Annotated in this window: 13 protein-coding genes; 2 read left to right on the top strand and 11 right to left on the bottom strand. The window is 56.1% G+C overall.

Features of this window, described 5'->3' with window-relative positions:
* Nucleotides 1–8: 8 nt before the first annotated feature.
* From zapE to CHR62_RS03880, 4 genes are all read right to left on the bottom strand, one after another.
* Nucleotides 9–1,100 (bottom strand): cell division protein ZapE, encoded by a 1,092-nt coding sequence (gene zapE / locus CHR62_RS03895; protein WP_093970756.1) that lies wholly within the window; start codon nt 1,098–1,100, stop codon nt 9–11.
* 68 nt (nt 1,101–1,168) lie between these two features.
* The gene (lpdA, locus tag CHR62_RS03890; protein WP_123660087.1) at nt 1,169–2,596 is read right to left on the bottom strand and encodes a dihydrolipoyl dehydrogenase; all 1,428 of its coding nucleotides are present in this window, start codon (nt 2,594–2,596) and stop codon (nt 1,169–1,171) included.
* 126 nt (nt 2,597–2,722) lie between these two features.
* Nucleotides 2,723–3,928 (bottom strand): 2-oxoglutarate dehydrogenase complex dihydrolipoyllysine-residue succinyltransferase, encoded by a 1,206-nt coding sequence (odhB, locus tag CHR62_RS03885; protein WP_093970754.1) that lies wholly within the window; start codon nt 3,926–3,928, stop codon nt 2,723–2,725.
* Between the two features lie 31 nt (nt 3,929–3,959).
* Nucleotides 3,960–6,836 carry a 2-oxoglutarate dehydrogenase E1 component gene (locus CHR62_RS03880; protein WP_123660086.1) on the bottom strand — a complete coding sequence of 959 codons (2,877 nt, stop codon included), beginning with the start codon at nt 6,834–6,836 and terminating at the stop codon, nt 3,960–3,962.
* A gap of 315 nt (nt 6,837–7,151) precedes the next feature.
* Here CHR62_RS03880 and CHR62_RS03875 point away from each other — a divergent pair, with 315 nt between their 5' ends.
* Nucleotides 7,152–9,455 carry an NADP-dependent malic enzyme gene (locus tag CHR62_RS03875; RefSeq protein WP_123660085.1) on the top strand — a complete coding sequence of 768 codons (2,304 nt, stop codon included), beginning with the start codon at nt 7,152–7,154 and terminating at the stop codon, nt 9,453–9,455.
* A 216-nt stretch (nt 9,456–9,671) separates the two neighbouring features.
* Here the strand turns inward: CHR62_RS03875 and gltA are convergent, their stop codons facing one another.
* From gltA to CHR62_RS03840, 7 genes are all read right to left on the bottom strand, one after another.
* Nucleotides 9,672–10,970, bottom strand: a complete 1,299-nt coding sequence (gltA, locus tag CHR62_RS03870) for a citrate synthase (RefSeq protein ID WP_093970751.1) — start codon at nt 10,968–10,970, stop codon at nt 9,672–9,674.
* A gap of 17 nt (nt 10,971–10,987) precedes the next feature.
* A complete protein-coding gene (locus CHR62_RS03865; protein ID WP_093970750.1) occupies nt 10,988–11,248 on the bottom strand; it encodes a succinate dehydrogenase assembly factor 2 in 261 nt (86 codons plus the stop codon).
* 11 nt (nt 11,249–11,259) lie between these two features.
* Nucleotides 11,260–11,976 (bottom strand): succinate dehydrogenase iron-sulfur subunit, encoded by a 717-nt coding sequence (locus CHR62_RS03860; protein WP_093970749.1) that lies wholly within the window; start codon nt 11,974–11,976, stop codon nt 11,260–11,262.
* A 12-nt stretch (nt 11,977–11,988) separates the two neighbouring features.
* Nucleotides 11,989–13,767, bottom strand: coding sequence for a succinate dehydrogenase flavoprotein subunit (gene sdhA / locus CHR62_RS03855; RefSeq protein ID WP_123660084.1), 1,779 nt, complete (start codon nt 13,765–13,767; stop codon nt 11,989–11,991).
* A 3-nt stretch (nt 13,768–13,770) separates the two neighbouring features.
* Nucleotides 13,771–14,154: a succinate dehydrogenase, hydrophobic membrane anchor protein gene (gene sdhD / locus CHR62_RS03850; protein ID WP_093970747.1), complete on the bottom strand. Its 384-nt coding sequence runs from the start codon at nt 14,152–14,154 to the stop codon at nt 13,771–13,773.
* Nucleotides 14,154–14,567: a succinate dehydrogenase, cytochrome b556 subunit gene (sdhC, locus tag CHR62_RS03845; protein ID WP_093970839.1), complete on the bottom strand. Its 414-nt coding sequence runs from the start codon at nt 14,565–14,567 to the stop codon at nt 14,154–14,156. The genes sdhD and sdhC overlap by 1 nt, the downstream gene beginning before the upstream one ends.
* Nucleotides 14,568–14,659: 92 nt before the next feature.
* A complete protein-coding gene (locus tag CHR62_RS03840; RefSeq protein ID WP_123660083.1) occupies nt 14,660–15,427 on the bottom strand; it encodes a GntR family transcriptional regulator in 768 nt (255 codons plus the stop codon).
* Between the two features lie 180 nt (nt 15,428–15,607).
* Between CHR62_RS03840 and CHR62_RS03835 the strand changes: the two genes are divergently transcribed.
* Nucleotides 15,608–16,594, top strand: coding sequence for a malate dehydrogenase (locus tag CHR62_RS03835; protein ID WP_093970745.1), 987 nt, complete (start codon nt 15,608–15,610; stop codon nt 16,592–16,594).
* Nucleotides 16,595–16,638: the final 44 nt, after the last annotated feature.

Raw genomic sequence — 16,638 nt, 5'->3', positions numbered from 1 at the left:
TTGATGGATTACAGGGTCGCCGCAACACGGCGCTCGGATTCGAGATACTCACGCGATTGCATCTCGAGCAGACGCGAAACCGTACGGTGAAACTCGTTGGCCATTGGGCCGTCGGTATACAAGCCTTCAGGTTCGCATTCGGCCGACATGATCAGTTTAACTTTATGGTCGTAAAAAACGTCGACCAGCCATGTAAACCGCCGGGCTTCCGAAGCCTGACGGGCCGTCATGCGTGGTACGTCAGACAAAACCACTGTCTGGAAACGGCTGGCCAGATCGAGGTAATCATTTTGCGAGCGCGGGCCGCCGCACAAAGTCGCAAAATCAAACCACACGACACTACCGCTTAAGGCCACCGCCTTAAGTTCGCGATTTTCGACGGTTAGCACGGGCTTCATGGGCGCCGTATCAGACAAGCGATCAAACGCCTCTTGGATCTCGGCACGTGTATCGGCATTAATGGGCGACAAATACACTCGCACTTGCTCAAGCGCCCGTCGACGATAGTCGGTACCCGTATCGACATTCAGTATGTCCATACGCTCCTGAATCAGCTTGATGGCTGGCAAAATACGGTCGCGGTGCAACCCATCGGGGTACAAGGTAGAGGGCTCGTAGTTTGAGGTCATGACAAACGACGTGCCGTGCTCGAAAAGCTTCAGTAACAAACGATACAGAATCATGGCGTCGGCAACGTCCGAGACGTGAAACTCGTCGAAGCAGATCAGGCGATACCGCTTAGCAATACGCCGCGCGACTTCGTCGAGCGGATCTTGCTGGCCTTTGACTTCATCGAGCTGCTGATGCACGCCCCGCATGAATTCGTGAAAGTGCAGACGCCCTTTTCGTTTCAATGGCACCGTGGCGTAAAAGGCATCCATTAAAAAACTTTTGCCACGGCCGACACCGCCCCACATATACACCCCACGAGGGATATCGGGCCGACGAAAGATTTTTTTTAGTGTGCTCGAACGCGCCTGCTTGTATACGACCCAGTCGTCGTAGAACTGCTGCAGCCGGTCGATGGCCTCGATCTGAGCCAGATCTGGTTTGTAGCCGCGCTCGGCGAGTGCGTGCTCGTAGTATTGTTTAACGTTCATAGGTTAAATACAAAAAGGGGCATTGCAGCCCCTTTTTGAATCAGCAATTGCCAACGACAACCGCCCGATCAGAAATTGAGCGAGCGCTTGTCAACAGCCAGAGCGGCTTCTTTAACCGACTCGGACAATGTGGGGTGAGCATGGCAGATGCGGGCGATGTCTTCGGCAGCACCACGGAACTCCATGATAGTCACGGCTTCTGCGATCAGCTCGGACGCGCTGGGGCCAATAATGTGCACACCCAGGACTTCGTCTGACTTGGCATCGGCAAGAATCTTGACAAAGCCGGTAGTGTCGCCCAAAGCCCGTGCACGGCCGTTGGCCAAAAACGGGAAGCTTCCGGCGCGATAGTTAACGCCTTCAGTCTTGAGCTGCTGCTCGGTTTTGCCAACCCACGCGATTTCGGGCGAGGTGTAGATAACGCTGGGGATCGTACCAAAGTTGACGTGACCATGCTGACCAGCGATACGCTCGGCAACGGCAACGCCCTCTTCTTCGGCCTTGTGTGCGAGCATAGGGCCACGAACCACGTCACCGACTGCCCATACGTTAGGCAGGTTGGTACGGCAGTCATCGTCAACCACGACAAAACCACGCTCATCGACCTTGAGGCCAACTGTTTCAACGCCCAGGCCCTGTGTGTGCGGCACGCGGCCAATAGACACGATCAGGTGATCGACAGTAATGGACTGCTCTGCCCCGGCGGCGTCAGTGTAGGGTACCGTCACCGACTTGGCTGCCGTTTTGACTTCGCCGATTTTGACGCCAGTTTGAATATTCAAACCCTGCTTGGTGAAAACCTTGAGGGCCTCTTTGGCGACCTGTTGGTCGCAAACGGCCAGAAATTCGGGTGCAGCTTCGAGGACGGTAACTTCAGCACCCAGGCGACGCCAGACGCTACCCAATTCAAGGCCGATAACACCAGCACCAATCACACCCAACTTTTTAGGTACGGCTGGAATGCGCAAGGCGCCATCGTTGGACAGGATTTTTTTCTCGTCGAAATCGAGGCCGGGCAACTGACGGGGTGCCGAACCGGTGGCAACCACGACATGCTTGGCGATAAGCTCTTCTTCGGTTTGACCCGACACTTTGATGGACCAGCCGCCGTCAACATAGGCCGAAAACGTACCCGTACCATGGAAGAACGTCACTTTGTTCTTTTTGAACAAGTACAAAATGCCTTCGTTGTTTTGTTTAACAACGTTGTCTTTGCGACCAATGAGGGTGTCGAGCTTGAGGCTAACGCCTTTAACTTCGATGCCATGCTCAGAGAAGTGATGATTGACCTGGTCGAAGTGCTCGGAGGATTGCAACAACGCCTTTGAAGGAATGCAACCGACGTTGGTGCATGTACCACCTGGCGCCGGCTTGCCATCGGCGTTGGAAGCCGCATCGATACATGCGACCGACATACCCAGTTGAGCCGCACGAATCGCGGCGATATACCCACCGGGGCCGGCCCCGATTACGACGACATCAAAATTTTTAGCCATTGTATTTCCAGTAATTTGTTCTGCGAACGCACACCGGGTGCGCGCTGCCTGAAAAGAAAAGGGCCCGGGCTCGGGCCGCGCGCAACACAGCGCAACGACCTAAGCCGGGGGCCCGGCGTGTGTGCCTTAGACGTCGAGCAACAGACGCTGAGGATCTTCGAGCGCTTCTTTCATGGCAACCAGCGACAACACCGCTTCACGGCCGTCGATGATACGGTGATCGTAGGAAAGCGCCAGATAGTTCATGGGGCGAATCACGATTTGACCGTTCTCGACAACCGGGCGGTCTTTAGTGGCGTGAATGCCCAAAATAGCCGATTGAGGTGGGTTGATGATAGGCGTGGACAACATGGAGCCGAACACACCACCGTTAGAGATGGAGAACGTGCCGCCAGTGAGTTCGTCGAGGCTGAGCTTGCCGTCGCGCGCACGGGCGCCAAAATCGGCGATCTGCTTTTCGATTTCGGCAATGCTGAGCTGGTCGGCGTTGCGCAAGATAGGCACAACCAGACCGCGTGGGCTACCGACGGCAATACCAATGTCGAAATAGCCGTGATAGATGATGTCTTTACCATCGACCGACGCGTTGACGACGGGGTACTTTTTAAGCGCAGCCACTGCGGCCTTGACGAAGAACGAGGTGAAGCCCAGCTTGACGCCGTGCTCTTTTTCGAACTGGTCTTTGTAGCGGGCACGCAAGTCGAGGATGCCTTGCATGTTGACTTCGTTGAACGTTGTCAGAATGGCGTTCTCGGATTGCGACTGAAGCAAGCGCTCGGCAACACGAGCGCGCAGGCGGCTCATGGGCACACGCTGCTCGGGGCGACCGTCGAGAGAAAGGCTGGTTGGCGCAGGAGCCGCAGCGGGCTTCTTGGCAGGCGCGGCTTCAGCAGCCAGGGCATCACCTTTGGTGATACGACCACCGCGGCCTGTGCCTTCGACGTTGGCGGCATCGATGCCTTTTTCGGCAAGAATTTTGCCGGCGGCAGGCGACGCAACTGAAGAAGACGCAGCAGCAACAGGTGCAGCAGCGGGCGCTGCCGCGGCAGCAGGTGCTTCGGCTGCGGGTGCAGCTGCTGCAGTGGCTTTGCCTTCGGTATCGATGCGTGCGAGGACCTCGCCTGAACCAACCGTACTGCCATCTGCTTTAACGATTTCGCTAAGCACGCCCGATGCAGGCGCCGGCACCTCGAGAACAACCTTGTCGGTTTCAACTTCGATGAGGATTTCGTCGGCCTGGACTGCTTCGCCGGGTTGCTTTTTCCAGTTGAGCAAAGTCGCTTCAGAAATGGACTCTGACAACTGGGGTACGAGAACGTCTGTAATAGCCATGATAGATATTTTCCGTAATGTAGTGTGTTCTTTACTTGGACGACTGGGACACGCCCTTGAATTTTTCGGCAAACGCCTGTTCGATCAGTGCCTTTTGCTGCTCTTGGTGCTTGGCCAAATAGCCAACCGCCGGTGAGGCAGAAGCAGGACGACCGGCATAACCCAGACGCTGACCTTCGACCATGTTCTCGTACAGGTGATGCTGGATATAGAACCATGGCCCCTGGTTTTGAGGCTCGTCTTGTACCCAGATGATTTCTTTGGCATTGCTGTACTTTTGCAGCTCGGCCTGGAATGCCTTGTGAGCAAACGGATAGAGCTGTTCGATACGCACAATCGCGACATCGGAACGCTCACGCTCGGCACGGGCGTTGGCCAGGTCGTAGTACACCTTGCCCGAACAAACCAGAACGCGTTTGACGTTGGCCGGATCGATGTCGGCGTTTGTTTCACCGATAACGGGCAGGAATGTACCTGTGGCCAGATCGGACAGCGGCGACGTGGCGTCTTTGTTACGCAACAACGACTTAGGCGTGAAGATCACCAACGGCTTGCGGAAAGGACGGATCATCTGACGACGCAGCACGTGGAAAATCTGTGACGCGTTGGTCGGCTGAACGGCCTGAATGTTGTTGTCGGCACAAAGCTGCAAGAAGCGCTCGATGCGAGCCGATGAGTGCTCTGGGCCCTGACCTTCGTAGCCGTGAGGCAACATGAGTGTCAGACCGCACTGACGGCCCCACTTGGCTTCGCCCGACGAGATGAACTGGTCGATAACAACCTGCGCACCGTTGACGAAGTCGCCGAACTGGGCTTCCCAGATGGTCAGTGTGTTGGGCTCGGCCGAAGCATAACCGTATTCGAAACCTAGCACGGCCTCTTCGGACAGTACCGAGTCGATAACAGTGAAAGGCGCCTGGTTTTCGGAGACGTTTTGCAGCGGAATGTACGAACCGTCGTCCCAGCGCTCGCGCTTCTGGTCGTGCAGTACGGCATGACGGTGTGTAAAGGTACCGCGGCCGGCGTCTTGACCCGTAATACGAATGGTGTAGCCCGACGACACCAGCGTGGCAAACGCCAGGTGCTCGCCCATACCCCAGTCGAGGGGAGCTTCGCCGCGCGCCATTTTAAGACGGTCGTTGAGCAGCTTGTTGACCAGCGTGTGAACGGTGAAACCTTCGGGGACCTGGGTGATACGCTCGCCGATACGGGTAAGTTCAGCCAAAGGTACGCCGGTGTCGGCATGGTCTGTCCATTTGGCGTTCAGGAACGGCGTCCAGTCGGTGGCGTACTTGTTTTTGTAGTCGGTCAGGACTGGCTCGACAGTACGTTGGCCGTCTTCCATGAGCTGACGGTACTCTTTGACCAGACCATCGACCTCTTCTTCGGACAGCACGCCCTGTGCGACGAGCTTGTCGGCGTAGAGCTTACGTGTGCCGGGATGCTGACCAATGCGCTTGTACATCAAGGGTTGTGTCAGGGACGGCGTGTCTTGCTCGTTGTGACCCAGTTTGCGGAAGCAAACGATGTCGATGACAACGTCGTGCTTGAACTGACGACGGTAGTCGAGGGCCAATTCGGTAACGTAGACAACCGCTTCGGGGTCGTCGCCGTTAACGTGGAACACCGGCGCTTCGATCATTTTGACGACGTCGGTGCAGTACAACGTAGAACGCGAGTCGCGCGGGTCGGACGTGGTAAAGCCGATTTGGTTATTGATAACAATGTGCAGCGTGCCGCCGGTACCGTAACCGCGGGTTTGCGCCATGTTAAGGGTTTCCATGACGACGCCCTGGCCGGCGAAAGCCGCGTCGCCGTGTACCAGCACGGGCAACACTTGTGCGCCTTCGGTATCGCCGCGACGGTCTTGGCGAGCGCGTGCGCTGCCCTCGACCACGGGGTTGACGATTTCGAGGTGGGACGGGTTGAACGCCAACGACAGGTGAACCGGACCACCACGGGTGGACAAATCGCTAGAGAAACCGTTGTGATATTTGACGTCGCCGTCGGTAAGGTTTTGAGCGTACTTACCTTCGAACTCGGCGAAAAGGTCGCCGGGCATTTTGCCCATGATGTTAACCAGCATGTTCAGGCGGCCGCGGTGAGCCATGCCCACAACGATTTCCTGAACGCCGTTTTCGCCGGCGTGGTTAACGACCTCGTCCATAGAGGCGATGAAGCTTTCACCGCCCTCGAGGGAGAAGCGCTTTTGACCCACATATTTGGTATGCAGGAAGCGTTCGAGGCCTTCGGCTTCGGTGATTTGTTTAAGGATGTGACGCTTACGTTCGGGCGAGTACAAAGGCACGCCGAAAGACGATTCCAGGCGTTCCTGGATCCAGCGCTTGGCGGCCGGATCGGACATGTGCATGAACTCGGCGCCGATGGTGCGACAATAAGTGTCGCGCAAGGCCTTGAGCATGTCGCGCAGCGTCATGGTCTCGGACTTGGTGAAATATGTGTTGGTGGCTGAATACACCTGGTCAAGGTCAGCTTCGGTCAGGCCATAGAACGAAGGATCGAGCTCGGGGATAACCGGGCGATCGTGACGCTTGAGCGGGTCGAGTTCGGCGAAGCGCGAACCAAGAGTACGGTACGCAGCGATCAGAGATTGAACATAAACCTGCTTGCTGGCTACCGACAAATCGGGCTGCTGAGCACGAACGGTAAGGAACGCGTTGGCTTTGGCACGCTCGGCAAACGACTGAATGATAGGCGCATGGGCCTGGTCGCGGGTGACTTCTTTACCGTCGGTGGCAGGCAGATGCTGCAACTGGTCGAAGTAGGCGCGCCATTCGTCGGAAACTGAGCCGGGATTGTCGAGGTAGGATTCGTAGAGTTCTTCTACGTAAGGGGCGTTACTACCAAAAAGGTAGGAATTTGAAAGGGACTCTGATTGTGATGACATGTGTTCGCTTCACCTTACCGAGTGCTTCACTCGTTTGATGCAGGGGGGACAACCTTCCGCGACACGGCCAGACCGGTTAGCGGATAGCGGGGGCAGAAGGCAACAGTACGACGCCTTGAGTAGCCGTATTGAAGTTAGTATAACCACAAACACCTGCGGATGTAACCGCGAGGCCCGAAACACGGGCATTTTGAAAACCAGACGTTGATTTTTACTGACACCCGGCGCAAAACCGGGGCGACGAGATGCAGACATCGCGCTAATGGTGTATTTTTTACGTTTCTTTTACTCGTACAATTTCAGGAGCAGTACCTTATGGACGCCAAGGCGGACCTCTCAAAAATGGCCCTCGATTACCACGCTTACCCTACTCCCGGTAAGATTTCGGTAACGCCAACTAAAACACTGGCCAACCAAGACGACCTCTCGCTGGCGTATTCTCCGGGTGTTGCAGTGGCCAGTATGGCCATTTACGAAGGCGGCGAAGAAGCCGCTGCGAAATACACATCGCGCTCTAATTTGGTGGGTGTTGTCACCAACGGTACTGCTGTATTGGGGCTGGGCAACATCGGCCCATTGGCGGCCAAACCCGTCATGGAAGGTAAAGGCTGCCTGTTCAAGAAATTTGCGGGCATCGACGTTTTCGACATCGAGCTCAACGAGCTGGACCCGGACAAACTGGTCGATATCATCGCCGCGCTCGAGCCCACCCTGGGCGGCATCAACCTCGAAGACATCAAGGCGCCCGAGTGCTTCTACATTGAAAAGAAGCTGCGCGAGCGCATGAAGATCCCCGTTTTCCACGACGACCAGCACGGCACAGCCATTATTTCGGCGGCCGCTATCCTGAACGGCTTGAAGGTCGTTGGCAAAGCACTCGATTCCGTCAAGCTGGTGTGTTCGGGCGCAGGTGCGGCAGCCATCGCATGCCTTAACCTCTTGGTCAGCCTGGGCATCCCACGCAAAAACATTTTTGTCGTCGATTCACGCGGCGTGATTTGGGAAGGCCGCGAAGCCAACATGGAGCCGACCAAAGCCGAGTACGCGCAAAAGACAGAGGCCCGTACCCTGGCAGACGTTTGCGTAGACGCTGACGTATTCCTGGGCTGTTCTGCACCCGGCGTACTGACCGCCGACATGGTCAAAACCATGGCCGACAAGCCCCTTATTCTGGCGCTGGCAAACCCCGAACCGGAAATTCGCCCCGAAGTCGCCAAGGCCGCTCGCCCCGACGCGATCATCGCCACTGGTCGTTCCGACTACCCCAACCAGGTCAATAACGTACTGTGCTTCCCGTTCATTTTCCGCGGGGCTTTAGACGTCGGCGCAACCGTTATTAACGAAGAAATGAAACTGGCCTGCGTGAAGGCCATCGCCGAGCTCGCCGAAGCCGAACAAAACGACGAAGTCGCCATGGCCTACGCCGGGCAAGACTTGTCTTTCGGGCCTGACTACATTATTCCCAAGCCCTTCGACCCGCGCCTTATCATCAAGATCGCACCGGCCGTCGCCGAAGCGGCTGTGGCGTCAGGCGTGGCCACGCGCCCAATCGAAGACATCGAAGCCTACCGCCAGCGCCTGATGGGCCTGGTCTACCACACCGGCCAGCTCATGCGCCCGCTGTTCATGCAGGCCAAAAATACGCCTATGCGCGTAATTTATGCCGATGGCGAAGATGAACGCGTACTGCGTGCGGTTCAAACGGTCGTCGACGAAAACATCGCCAAGCCGATTCTTATTGGCCGCCCCGCTGTAATCGAAATGCGCGTCAAGAAATTTGGCTTGCGCCTGATCCCAGGTCAGAACATCGAACTGGTCAACCCAGAAGACGATGATCGTTTCAACGAAACCTGGAGCGGCTATTACAAGCTGCAAGGCCGCAACGGCGTCACACCCGAAATCGCCAAGGCCATGGTGCGCAAACACAACACGCTCATCGGTTCGATGCTGTTGCAGCGCGGCGATGCCGACGCCCTTATCTGCGGTGTAGCCAGCAAGTTCGACAATCAGCTTAAGTATGTACAAGAAGTCATCGGGCTGAAAGAAGGCGTGCAAACGTTTGCTGCCATGAACGTACTGATGCTGCCAGACCAAACGCTGTTCATCTGCGATACCCACGTCAATGAGAACCCCAGCGCCGAAGAAATCGCCGACATGACGATCCAAGCGGCCGAAGAAATCTTGCGCTTTGGCGTCGTGCCCAAAGTTGCACTGCTATCGCACTCCAACTTTGGCAGCCGCTCTACCGAATCGTCGCGCAAGATGGCACGTGCACGTCAACTGGTCAACGAGCGTGCACCACACCTTGAAGTCGACGGCGAAATGCATGCAGATTCGGCGCTGTCCGAAAAGATCCGCTTGCGCGCATATCCCGACTCACCCCTGAAAGGGCCGGCAAATCTGCTGATCATGCCAAACCTCGATGCAGGCAACATCACGTACAACATGCTCAAAATGACTGGCAGCAACGGGGTGTCTATGGGCCCGGTACTGCTGGGCGCGGCACGTCCGGTTCATATCCTGACGCCAAGCGCGACCGTTCGCCGTATCGTTAACATGACGGCCCTGGCCGTAGTCGATGCTCAGCAAGAAGCACAGCAACGCGCCAGCAGCAAATAGGCGCGTTGTATTGGCCTAGCGCGCCTGCGCGCGCCGCAGGCCCCAGTCCAAAGCCCCGCTTGTCACAAGCGGGGCTTTTTTATATGCCGGCGGGCTCTGGCAACCAGTGATTTTTATACGCAAAAGGCACCCATCGGCCGGCAGCGTGCAACGTCAAGACATGGCGGCCCATAAAAAAACCGCCCGAAGGCGGTTTTTTTACGACCACTGAACCAATTAACGCTTGATATCGCGAACTGGTGAGCCTGTGTAAAGCTGACGCGGACGGCCGATCTTGTAATCTGGATCGGAAATCATTTCGTCCCACTGGGAGATCCAGCCCACTGTACGTGCCAGGGCGAAAATGCCGGTGAACAACGGTGTGGGGATACCAATAGCGCGCTGAACAATACCCGAGTAGAAGTCGACGTTCGGGTACAGCTTGCGATCGACGAAGTAAGGATCTTCGAGGGCAATACGCTCGAGTTCCATGGCCAGCTTGAACAACGGATCGTTTTCGAGACCCAATGCCGACAACACTTCTTTGCAAGTTTCTTGCATGAGCTTGGCGCGTGGGTCGTAGTTCTTGTATACGCGGTGGCCGAAACCCATCAGACGAACGCCCGATGTTTTGTCTTTGACCTTTTCCATGAACTCGCCAACTTTGGCAACACCGCCGTTGGCCTGAAGGTTTTCAAGCATCTGCAGGCAAGCTTCATTGGCGCCGCCGTGCGCGGGGCCCCACAAGCAGGCAATACCCGCCGAAATGGCCGCAAACGGATTGGTGCCCGACGAACCGCACAAACGCACTGTAGAAGTAGAGGCGTTTTGCTCGTGGTCGGCGTGCAAGATAAAGATGCGGTCAAGCGCGCGCTCGACGACGTCGTTAACTTTGTAGTCTTCGCAAGGATTAGCGAACATCATGCGCAGGAAGTTGCCGGTGTACGACAAGTCGTTGCGGGGATAAATGTACGGCTGACCCAACGAGTACTTGTAGACCATGGCCACCAGCGTCGGCATCTTCGCGATCAGACGGATCGCCGACAGACGACGGTGCTCGGCGTTGGTGATGTCGGTTGCGTCGTGGTAGAACGCAGACAAAGCGCCAACGGCGGCGGTCAGCATGGCCATTGGGTGCGCATCGCGGCTGAAGCCACTGATGAAAGTGGCCAACTGTTCGTGCACCATGGTGTGGTTGGTGACTTCGCTGTCAAACTGAAGCTTCTGCTCGGCGCTAGGCAACTCACCGTTGAGAATCAGATAGCAGACGTCGAGAAAGTCGTTGTTTTGAGCGAGCTGGTCAATGGGGTAACCACGGTACAGCAACTGGCCTTTGTCGCCGTCGATGTAGGTAATGGCCGACTCGCAAGAAGCGGTCGACAAGAAACCCGGGTCGTACGTGAACATGCCGGTTTGGCCATACAGCTTGCGAATGTCGATGACGTCTGGGCCGATCGAGCCTTTGTACACCGGGAAATCAACCGATGCGCTACCGTCCGAAAACGATAGGGTTGCTTTTTTATCTGACAGTTGCATCTTTCTTCCTCAAAAATTTACAGCGCTCGCATTTGCTCAACCAGCCGCTGAATATCGGGCGTATCGTACACCCCCTCTAGCGACTTGCGGCCCAACAAAACGTCGAGCAATTCGTTGTCACCCATCTCGAATAATTGGGTTAAGGCGACAACATCAGTATCGGTAAGTTGGGTTTCGTATTGATCCAGAAAATTCGTGATGATCAAATCGTTTTCCAACAGACCACGGCGTGCCCGCCAACGCAGACGGGCACGCTCAAGTTCGGTCAGAGTGCTCATGAGTGCAGCACTTAGATACTGCGCCGAACCAGCAGTTCTTTGATTTTGCCAATCGCCTTCGAGGGGTTCAGCCCCTTAGGACAGACGTCTGTACAGTTCATGATGGTGTGGCAACGGAACAGACGGTATGGGTCTTCGAGATTATCGAGACGCTCGGCAGTGGCTTCGTCGCGCGAGTCGGCGATAAAGCGGTAGGCCTGAAGCAAGCCAGCGGGACCAACGAACTTATCGGGGTTCCACCAGAAAGACGGGCACGATGTCGAGCAACATGCGCACAGAATGCACTCGTACAGACCGTCGATTTCTTCACGCGCCTCGGGCGACTGCAAACGCTCGCGCTCAGGCGGCGGTGTGTCGTTGATGAGGAACGGCTTGACCGAATGGTACTGGTTGAAGAACTGGGTCATGTCGACGATCAGGTCGCGCACCACAGGCAAACCAGGCAGCGGACGCAGAACGATAGGCTCGGACAGTTCGCGCAGGTTGGTCGTGCAAGCCAGACCGTTCTTGCCATTGATGTTCATGGCATCGGAACCGCAAACACCTTCGCGGCACGAACGACGGATAGCCAGACTGTCATCAACATCGTTCTTGATGCGCACCAGCGCGTCGAGCAACATTTTGTCGGTCGGCTGCAGCTCGACTTCGAGCTTTTGCATGTACGGACGCTCGTCCTTGTCAGGATCGTAGCGGTAGATTTCAAACTTAACGATACGTTTTTGGCTCATTTCAGTTCCTGCTTAGAAGGTCCGTGCTTTGGGTGGGAAGCTGTCGACGGTCAGCGGTTTCATTTGAACCGGCTTGTAGTCGAGACGGCCGCCTTCTGAATACCAGAGAGTGTGGCGCAACCAGTTTTCGTCGTCGCGATTGGGGTGATCGTCGAGGGCGTGAGCGCCACGACTTTCGGTACGACTTGCGGCCGACTTGATGGTGGCGCGCGCGACTTCGATCATGTTGGACAGTTCAAGGGCTTCGATACGCGCGGTATTGAATACTTTGGACTTGTCTTTGAAGTAGATTTCTTCGACCTGAGGTGCCAGGCTTTCGATGACATCGACGCCTTTATTGAGCAGTTCGAGGGTACGGAAAACGCCACAGTGCGTTTGCATACCGTTGCGAATTGCGTTGCCCACTTCTTGTGCCTTGACACCCGAGGTGCGGCTTTCGAGCTTGTTGAGACGGTCGAGGGAGTAATCGACGGACGACTGAGGCAAAGGTTGGTGCGACAGCTGACGCTCGAGGTGCGAGTCGACAATGTGCTTGCCGGCGGCGCGACCAAAAACGATGAGGTCGAGCAGCGAGTTTGTGCCCAGGCGGTTGGCGCCGTGCACCGAAACAGCCGCACATTCGCCGATGGCATACAAACCGTTAACCACTTTGGTTTCGCCGTTTTTGAAGTCGACGACCTGGCCATGATAGTTAGCCGGAATACCGCCCATTTGATAATGGATGGTGGGCACAACAGGAATAGGCTCTTTGATGGGGTCGACGTTTCCGAACTTGATCGCGATTTCGCGAATGGAAGGCAGACGCTTGTTGATGACGTCGGCGCCCAGGTGATCGAGCTTAAGCAGCACGTGGTCACCGTTGGGGCCGCAGCCACGACCCTCTTTGATTTCCTGGTCCATCGAGCGAGAAACGAAATCGCGCGGGGCCAGATCTTTCAGCGTAGGTGCGTAGCGCTCCATAAAGCGCTCGCCATCTTTGTTCAGCAAGATACCGCCCTCGCCGCGCACACCTTCAGTGATGAGTACGCCGGCACCGGCTACGCCGGTGGGGTGGAACTGCCAGAACTCCATGTCTTGCAGCGCAATACCCGCGCGAGCGGCCATGCCCAAGCCGTCGCCGGTATTGATGAAGGCGTTGGTGGACGCTGCCCAGATACGGCCTGCACCGCCGGTTGCCAATACTGTTGTCTTGGCTTCAAGGATGTAGACTTCACCGGTTTCCATTTCGAGTGCAGTAACACCGACGACATCGCCGTCGTCATTGCGCAGCAAATCGAGGGCCATCCATTCGACGAAGAACTGGGTGCGAGCGGAAACGTTACGCTGATACAGCGTATGCAGCATGGCGTGACCCGTACGGTCGGCTGCGGCACAGGCGCGCTGAACGGGCTTTTCGCCGAAATTGGCAGTGTGGCCACCGAACGGACGCTGATAGATGGTGCCATCAGGGTTACGGTCGAACGGCATACCGAAGTGTTCGAGCTCGTAAACGGCGGACGGCGCTTCACGGCACATGAATTCGATGGCGTCTTGGTCACCCAGCCAGTCAGACCCTTTAACGGTGTCGTACATGTGCCAGTACCAGTTGTCTTCGCTCATGTTACCCAGCGCTGCACTAACGCCACCCTGGGCGGCTACAGTGTGCGAACGGGTAGGAAACACTTTGGACAAGACGGCGACCGACAAGCCCGCCTGCGCCAGTTGCAAAGAGCAACGCATGCCGGCCCCGCCGGCGCCTACGACCACAACATCGAACTTGCGGCGAGGTAAGGAATTTTTGACAGCAGCCACGGCTTATAAACTCCAGAGAACTTTAGCGAAATAAATAATTGAACCCGCAAGCCAGAGCAAGGTCAGCACTTGCAACAGCAGACGAACACCTGCAGGCTTGACGTAATCCATCCAGATGTCGCGCACACCAATCCAGGCATGCCATGCCAGCGAGAAGAAAGCCAGCGTCGCCAGCAACTGCCCTACCGGGATGACGCCCACGGTGAAGGTGAACAGGTTTTGCCAGCTTTCGAAGCTCATGTCGGAAGTAAACAGAACCCCGAAAAAGAGAACCAGCGTATAGATCGCCATAATGACGGCCGTGCAACGCTGAACGATGAAGTCAAAGGTGCCGTAGTGCGCACCAACGACCAGGCGCTTTGCGCCTACGCGTTCTTTAGTAGCCATTACCAAACCCCAAACAATTTAAGACCAAAAACCAGTGTTAGCGCTAGGCTGACCCCAAAAACAACGCCGGCGCTTTTTTGAGCCGAGACCTTGTCCATGCCAATATGCAGGTCAAGAATCAGGTAGCGGATGCCAGCACAGAAGTGGTGCAAATAACCCCAGATAAGCGCAAGCAAAATGAGTTTTACGATTGGGTTGGCCACCCAGCCCTGAATAGACGCGAAACTGTCGGGCGACGTGACGCTAAGCGCGAACAGCGGCACCAGAACAAGCGGAAGACAGAGAAACAGCAATGCGCCGCTGACACGGTGCAGAATTGACGATTTTCCCGCCAAGGGAAGACGGTAGCTTAAGATCTGCGGAACGCTGATATTGCGAAACTGCGGACGCGGCTTGGAAGCTGAATCGGACATGATGGCCTCGAGGTTAACAAACAAAATATTGCAAAACGCTATTAGTATTTTCGCCGATTTCCGCAAGGCGGATCAAATCGGTTGAAAAAAACCTAGTTCAGTGAGTTCCGGTAATGGAACCGGTTTGTAACGTATAGCCCGCGACGCAACTCCATGGGGCGATCGCCATACGTAAACGACACCCGCTCGACCTGCAAGAGCGGACTTTCGGGGGCCACCTGCAACAGCTCAGCCTGAGCTGCGGTGGCGGCCACCGCCTTGATTTTTTCTTCGGCCCTAACCATGCTGACCCCGTACTCGGACTCGAAAAAGGCGTACAACGGCCCCCGATAGCGGGTCAGGGACTCGGTGGTGAGCCCTTTGAACACCGACCCAGGCAACCAGATGTCGTCGAGAATGGTGGGTTCGTCATCGAAAGACAACATGCGCCGGACATTGACCGCACTTTCGGATGACGCCAGATCGAGAAGACGCGCGACATCGGCGGGCGCCTTGACCCGGCGGCAGTCGATAAGCTGACTGCTTGACGCCGAGGGCTGACCATCGTCGGGCGTAAGACGTAAAAAACGGAACCGTACCTTGGCTTCGTTGTGGGTCGCCACAAACGTGCCCTTACCCTGACGCCGAATAAGCAGATTGTCGGCTGCGAGTTCGTCGATTGCCTTGCGCACGGTGCCCTGGCTAACATTGAAGCGTGCCGCGAGCTCGAATTCGCTGGGGATGACTTCGCCGGGTTTCCATTCGCCCCGATCGAGGCTTTGAAGCAGCAAGCCTTTAATCTGTTGATACAACGGGCTGTACGCCGCGCCGGCATGGGCACGTTCGGGCACCGCAGAGGTATCTATAGATTGATCGGACATGGTCGACAAAAGTCAGGACGGTTTACTGAGAACGCCCGACATTCTCGCACGGTTCGCGACGAATGTCTAACACTCTTCTGTCTTATATAAGATATAAGATGTTTGACTACACGCACGATTTCAACTAATCTTTTACCTATTAAAATCTGTCCTTACCCTCATCTTTTTCGGAGATCCTTCATGTCCAAACCCGCCATGCGTGTCGCCGTCACCGGCGCTGCCGGTCAAATCGGTTACGCCCTGTTGTTCCGCATCGCCTCGGGCGAAATGTTGGGCAAAGACCAGCCTGTCATCCTGCAGTTGCTCGAAATCCCTGACGAGAAAGCACAAAAAGCACTCAAAGGCGTCATGATGGAACTCGACGACTGCGCTTTCCCCCTGCTGCAAGGCATGACCGCACACAGCGACCCCCGCGAAGCCTTTAAAGACGCTGACGTTGCCCTGCTGGTTGGTTCGCGTCCTCGCGGCCCAGGTATGGAGCGCAAAGACCTGCTCAAAGTCAACGCCGAGATCTTCAAGGTGCAAGGCAAGGCGCTTAACGACGTCGCTAGCCGTAACGTTAAAGTTTTGGTTGTGGGCAACCCCGCCAACACCAACGCTTACATCGCCATGAAATCGGCCCCCGACCTTCCCGCCAAAAACTTTACCGCCATGCTGCGCCTCGACCACAACCGTGCATTGTCGCAGTTGGCTGCAAAATCGGGCAAAAAAGTCGCCGACATCGAAAACCTTATCGTTTGGGGCAACCACTCGCCCACGATGTACCCCGATATCCGCTTTGCCACAGCAAACGGCGACAAACTCGCTCAGGTCATCAACGACGACGCCTGGAACCGCGATACATTCATCCCCACCGTCGGCAAGCGCGGCGCAGCCATCATCGAAGCACGAGGCCTGTCTTCGGCCGCTTCTGCAGCTAACGCCGCCATCGACCACGTTCGCGACTGGGTTCTGGGTTCGAACGGCAAATGGGTCACCATGGGCATTCCGTCCGACGGTTCCTACGGCATCCCCGAAGGCATCGTTTACGGCTACCCCGTTACAACACAAAACGGCGAATACACCATCGTTCAAGGCCTGGACATCGACAGCTTCTCGCGCGAACGCATGGACAACACACTTAACGAACTGCTCGAAGAGCGCGACGGCGTCAAAGACCTGCTGTAATCAACTGCGGTTCTGACCATTTCCCGACAGCCCTCGCGCCCTAC

This window comes from Pusillimonas sp. NJUB218, from assembly GCF_003788685.1.
Taxonomy (GTDB): Bacteria; Pseudomonadota; Gammaproteobacteria; order Burkholderiales; family Burkholderiaceae_B; genus Neopusillimonas.
This window is presented reverse-complemented; position numbering and strand designations above follow the sequence as displayed.

What these genes read in the sequence shown, in the direction of transcription:
- zapE (WP_093970756.1), bottom strand. Translation starts at nt 1,100, where the DNA reads ATGAACGTTAAACAATACTACGAGCACGCACTCGCCGAGCGCGGCTAC.
- lpdA (WP_123660087.1), bottom strand. Translation starts at nt 2,596, where the DNA reads ATGGCTAAAAATTTTGATGTCGTCGTAATCGGGGCCGGCCCCGGTGGG.
- odhB (WP_093970754.1), bottom strand. Translation starts at nt 3,928, where the DNA reads ATGGCTATTACAGACGTTCTCGTACCCCAGTTGTCAGAGTCCATTTCT.
- CHR62_RS03880 (WP_123660086.1), bottom strand. Translation starts at nt 6,836, where the DNA reads ATGTCATCACAATCAGAGTCCCTTTCAAATTCCTACCTTTTTGGTAGT.
- CHR62_RS03875 (WP_123660085.1), top strand. Translation starts at nt 7,152, where the DNA reads ATGGACGCCAAGGCGGACCTCTCAAAAATGGCCCTCGATTACCACGCT.
- gltA (WP_093970751.1), bottom strand. Translation starts at nt 10,970, where the DNA reads ATGCAACTGTCAGATAAAAAAGCAACCCTATCGTTTTCGGACGGTAGC.
- CHR62_RS03865 (WP_093970750.1), bottom strand. Translation starts at nt 11,248, where the DNA reads ATGAGCACTCTGACCGAACTTGAGCGTGCCCGTCTGCGTTGGCGGGCA.
- CHR62_RS03860 (WP_093970749.1), bottom strand. Translation starts at nt 11,976, where the DNA reads ATGAGCCAAAAACGTATCGTTAAGTTTGAAATCTACCGCTACGATCCT.
- sdhD (WP_093970747.1), bottom strand. Translation starts at nt 14,154, where the DNA reads ATGGCTACTAAAGAACGCGTAGGCGCAAAGCGCCTGGTCGTTGGTGCG.
- sdhC (WP_093970839.1), bottom strand. Translation starts at nt 14,567, where the DNA reads ATGTCCGATTCAGCTTCCAAGCCGCGTCCGCAGTTTCGCAATATCAGC.
- CHR62_RS03840 (WP_123660083.1), bottom strand. Translation starts at nt 15,427, where the DNA reads ATGTCCGATCAATCTATAGATACCTCTGCGGTGCCCGAACGTGCCCAT.
- CHR62_RS03835 (WP_093970745.1), top strand. Translation starts at nt 15,608, where the DNA reads ATGTCCAAACCCGCCATGCGTGTCGCCGTCACCGGCGCTGCCGGTCAA.